Origin of the sequence: Caballeronia grimmiae (assembly GCF_000698555.1) — a bacterium.
GTDB classification, from domain to species: domain Bacteria; phylum Pseudomonadota; class Gammaproteobacteria; order Burkholderiales; family Burkholderiaceae; genus Caballeronia; species Caballeronia grimmiae.
Map to the genome: position 1 here is coordinate 1 of NZ_JFHE01000090.1, position 4,423 is coordinate 4,423.

5 protein-coding genes are annotated in these 4,423 nt (G+C 52.5%); 4 read left to right on the top strand and 1 reads right to left on the bottom strand.

The window, feature by feature from the left end; genetic code table 11:
* From BG57_RS30485 to BG57_RS30495, 4 genes are all read left to right on the top strand, one after another.
* The coding region (locus BG57_RS30485) for a DUF2345 domain-containing protein (RefSeq protein ID WP_035970947.1) at nucleotides 1-728 on the top strand (728 nt) is incomplete at its 5' end.
* Nucleotides 729-730: 2 nt separating this feature from the next.
* Nucleotides 731-1,624, top strand: coding sequence for a DUF4123 domain-containing protein (locus BG57_RS31350; protein WP_052006112.1), 894 nt, complete (start codon nucleotides 731-733; stop codon nucleotides 1,622-1,624).
* 80 nt (nucleotides 1,625-1,704) lie between these two features.
* Nucleotides 1,705-2,091: a hypothetical protein gene (locus tag BG57_RS32875; protein ID WP_152562758.1), complete on the top strand. Its 387-nt coding sequence runs from the start codon at nucleotides 1,705-1,707 to the stop codon at nucleotides 2,089-2,091.
* Nucleotides 2,081-4,039: a T6SS phospholipase effector Tle1-like catalytic domain-containing protein gene (locus BG57_RS30495; protein ID WP_052006113.1), complete on the top strand. Its 1,959-nt coding sequence runs from the start codon at nucleotides 2,081-2,083 to the stop codon at nucleotides 4,037-4,039. Before BG57_RS32875 ends, BG57_RS30495 begins: the two co-directional genes overlap by 11 nt.
* Before the next feature lie 48 nt (nucleotides 4,040-4,087).
* On the opposite strand, the gene BG57_RS34425 is transcribed toward BG57_RS30495, so the two are convergent.
* Nucleotides 4,088-4,423 (bottom strand): hypothetical protein (locus BG57_RS34425; RefSeq protein ID WP_420912103.1); only part of this gene is annotated, 336 nt, incomplete at its 5' end.

Below are 4,423 nucleotides of genomic sequence, written 5' to 3' on the forward strand. Positions count from 1 at the left end.
CCAATTCCCCGGCGAAGGACATGGGCGAAACGGTGCAGCGGTTGACCGAAGCCCGCGATACGCACGAGAGCCTCGTGAGCATGGCGCAGCAGAATCAGGCGCAGGACACGGGTGCCGACCAAAGCGAGGTGACGGCGGCGCTGAAGGCGCAGAACGCGACACTCAAACGGACCACAAAAGCGGGCGAGAACGATTTCCCGGAGTTGGCCGAGCCGCATCTCACACTGGCGAGTCCGAGCGGAATACAGGCGACCACGGCGGGTACGACCCACCTGGCCAGTGGCGAGCACTTGGCGCTGACGACCGGTGGAAACGTGGGGATTGCTGCAGGCATATCGTTGTTCGCCACCGTGCGCTCGAAGCTGAGATTGTTCGTGCAGCAGGCTGGCATGCGTCTGGTGGCAGCAGGCGGCGACATTGATATGAGGGCGCTGAAAGACAGCATCAACATCTTGGCGAAGCTGAACATTACGCAGACAGCTAACCGCATCACGATCACAGCGAAGGAAGAAGTGCTGATCAACGGTGGAGGCAGCTACACCAGGTGGCAAGCGGGTGGTATTGAAACTGGAACGAATGGAAGTTGGGTCGTACATTCGGCTAGGCCTAACCTCACCGGGCCGAAGAACTTGCCTGTTGAGATGCCTATGCTGCCAAAGGATGTCTGCATTGAGTGCCTGCTCAAACGCGCCACGGCTCGATCCGCTTTTGTGAATAAGGGATTCTGAGTATGAGCATCAAGGAATTTAAGGCGCAGCTTCAGACACTCCCGACTGAACTTCCTTTGCACTATTACCTGATAGCCGATGCTGCGCAGGACAAGCAGCACCCGTCAGTATTACTACACGAGAGCCTTGGAACGCGTAGCCAATGTCTCTTGACGTTCGATCAAGGGCCGGATCTTGACGCTGCCGCGCCTCATCTCATGACCTTTCCACAGTTCGATGCAGACGCAGAAAGCTGGCAATGGTTATTTGGCTATGGACCGTCGGTACCAGCGGCCTTCAGCATCATTGCAAGTCCGTTGAGTTTCGATGAGCTCTACGTCCACTTACACACAATGACGGAAGTCGTCCTTCCCGATGGCGAGGAGATGATCTTTGCGTTCTGGGACCCTGCGATTCTTGGAACACTGGTCGGACAACGGGACGATCGCACCTTGCACGTTCCCGGTCCTGCATTGACCACAAGAGAATGTGGAAAATTCCTTTCTTGCGTGACCGGATGGTGGTACTGGGACCGTGACGGAGGCATGCATCAGATTGTCAAGGACTCAAACGCAGAGGGCGAAAAGGAAGTGGTGCTTCCGCTAAAGCTCACTCAGACTCAGGTGGACATGCTCGTGGAGGCGAGTGTACCGGATCACATTCTTAGTTATATCAATGCTAACAGGCCTGGCATTTTGGCAGATCTACCGGTTCAGGAAAGATATGCGCGCGTTGAAAAGCATCTGAAGGAAGCTCGAAAATTGAATCTTAGGGGTATGCGCGACATTCTCGACTACGTATGTGCAGCCTTGATATACGGCGACCGGATGATTGAGAGTCAAGAGATTGCGACATTGCTCCAGAAGGTCAAGTCGCGCGAACTCAGTCTCACACAAGCGTTGGAGCAGTTTCCATGAACTCACGCCGTAGGTTCGTTAAGCATGTATCGACGCTACTTTTGTCCTGTACATTGTTTGGCTGTAAAAAGGGGATTTCTATGGAATCGGCAGTCGTTCTCGATGTGGTGTTATTCAACTATGTTGATAGGGCGATTATTGATGTGCTCTTAAACGGAGAAGATATAGGCGTTGCTGGCCCGTACGGTGGTGGAAGCGGTGTGTTGAGTGGTGTGCGGATCCCGCTTGGTGCTCAAAGGTTGACATGGCGTTGGGATGGTCCGGAGGGAATGCCGGGAAATGGCGACACTGTAGCGGCGATAAATACGATGACTCTGTCGCCGACTCAAATTTCAGCCGACGATCGATACCTTGGAGTTCATGTCTATCCCGACAGAACAGCGGAGCTGACACTATCTCCGCATCTGCCCGAGATGACGCCGAAGGGTGAGCAAATTTACAGGGAGAAACGTCGCAATGACCGGTGAGAAGGAAATCTTGCAGGCGGCTCAAGCCACTAATCGTGATGTCCCGCCGGGACAACCGGCGCCAAAGCAGGATTGCTCTGACGTCGTCAACATCAGCGTCTACTTCGACGGAACGGGAAACAATAAGGAGGTAGACGAAAAGCTAAAAAAATGGGCGAACCCTGCTCGAATGTGGCGAGCTGCCCAACTCGCTTCCGAATTGGGCGACACGACAGTTCACCCCATCTACATCTCTGGTGTTGGAACGGATTTCAATGGTGGCGCGACCGACTGGCTTGACCGCTCCGAAACCTATATTCAGGACAATGTATTCGGATTGTCTGGCGGCGCAGGTGGAACCCGACGAAACGAATTTGGAAAAAACAATGTCAATGAAGCGTTGCGTCGGGTCTTGCTGGACAACGCGAAAAAGCTGAATGCTACGACGACGGAGTATGCAGGAAAAGGAAAGGACTACAGCCTCAGTGAATTGAGTAAGGCGCTCGCAAAACATCGATTGATCAAAATGATCAATCTGTCAATTTTTGGCTTCTCACGTGGCGCAGCTTTAGCGCGCGCGTTTAGCAATGATTTTTTGAAAGATTGCAAGACAGACAAAAACGGTCAGCTCACATATCAGGGTTTCCCTATTCGTCTCCATTTTATGGGACTGTTCGATACAGTCGCGTCGTTTGGCGGGCCCACTACGAATATGGATTCATTCTTCACTGAGAAAAATCTGAAGGTCCCAGGTGCTGTGGAGCGATGCGTTCACTATGTGGCTGCCCATGAATTGCGTTTCTCATTCCCGTTGGATATTATTCGCCAGAACGGAAGTTTGATGCCGAATTGGACGGAACTTGTGTATCCGGGAGCTCACTCCGATGTCGGTGGCGGGTATGAGCCCGTTGAACAGAATCGGTCAAACAACTGCGGTTGTATCCCACTTCGTGACATGATGAAAGAAGCGGTCAAATGCGGAGTGCGGTTGTTAGAGTATGATCAGATAAAAAAATCATATAACACAATATTCGCAGAACGCTTTGAGGTAAAGCCGCAAACACAATCTGCATACGACCGATACAGAAACGCTGTACCATCTCGCGGTTCGGTTGAGCAGCAAGTCGATGCGAACATGAAGGCCATGTACGCTGCATACGGAACGATGTGGCGACGTGGTATCAAAACACCAGATAACCAAAGCGAATTTGGCCATAGGCTTGTCGGCCATGTAAGTATGGCCCGTGAGGTTCAGGCGTTACGAAGTCGTCGTTCCGCAGGATCATTGCTGATCGAGCAGCACGACACCCAGATTGGGCTGCAATTTATTGGTACGGTGTATGGCCAGTTCGTGAAGCCGGACGCGTGGCGATTGCAAGCATGGGACACTACGGCGAACGAAGACGTCGTTCAATTCTTCGGCAAGTACGTTCATGACTCGAAGGCAGGCTTTCTTCATGGCGTGGAGCCGTTCAGCTATTTCCGTCCTCGTGGAATCACTGAAGCCAGCCGGAACGTGATGGCGGCAGGGCTGCAATGGCTGGATGAGCACATTGAGGCATCCAAAGACTATGTCATTAAAGTCTATACCTCCGCTCAAGGCGTGGTAGTCGAAAAATGGAAACGTGGCGAAAAGATAGCTGCTACGACGTATCAGGTTGGAGAACAGATTGTGGTCGACACGATCAGTTCCGGTCAGCAGTATGCCGTTGAGATTTATCAAACGAGCAAGAATATGGTAGTCACTCAAATCAATGAGGGCGAGAAAGTCATCATCAACACGGTCGACACCCTCCAGAAGGAAATGTCTTCCGCACTCGATGCCGCCCGGCAAAAGGCTATCGACTCGGCGAAGCAAGTGCAGCAAGCGGCAGCATCCGCCGCCAATACAGCCGGAAAGGCAGTGGATAGCGGAGTGAAGGCCATTGAGGATAGCTGGCAAACCACCAAGGCTGCGCTCGGCTTGTGAGTTGCTGGAAGTTGCGCACTTGTTATTTGGATAACGGCATGCTGCGTTTCACTGACTCATATCTAGAGGGAAATGTTGATGAATCGTTCGATTTGTTGTGATGGTGATGCAACCAGCCACGGCGGAAGGGTTATTAAGGTCAGCGGTAGTATGACGATCGATGGACGTCGCAATGCTCGCCTTGGTGATTGGGTAAGTTGCCCCGAGCATGGCGATAATCAGATCGTAGAAGCTTGTGAAATGCTTGACGAAGACGTTCCTGTGGTGTTGCATCAATGCAAAACCGCGTGTGGGAGCTTTGTCACCGCGACTGGCAACTTGACGAGTACTGAATGAAATCGGAGCCGTGGCGGTACGGGTTCTACCCGCTGTTGCGCAGCATCG

Coding starts and splice junctions, on each gene's coding strand:
- BG57_RS31350 (WP_052006112.1), top strand. CDS start 731: ATGAGCATCAAGGAATTTAAGGCGCAGCTTCAGACACTCCCGACTGAA.
- BG57_RS32875 (WP_152562758.1), top strand. CDS start 1,705: ATGGAATCGGCAGTCGTTCTCGATGTGGTGTTATTCAACTATGTTGAT.
- BG57_RS30495 (WP_052006113.1), top strand. CDS start 2,081: ATGACCGGTGAGAAGGAAATCTTGCAGGCGGCTCAAGCCACTAATCGT.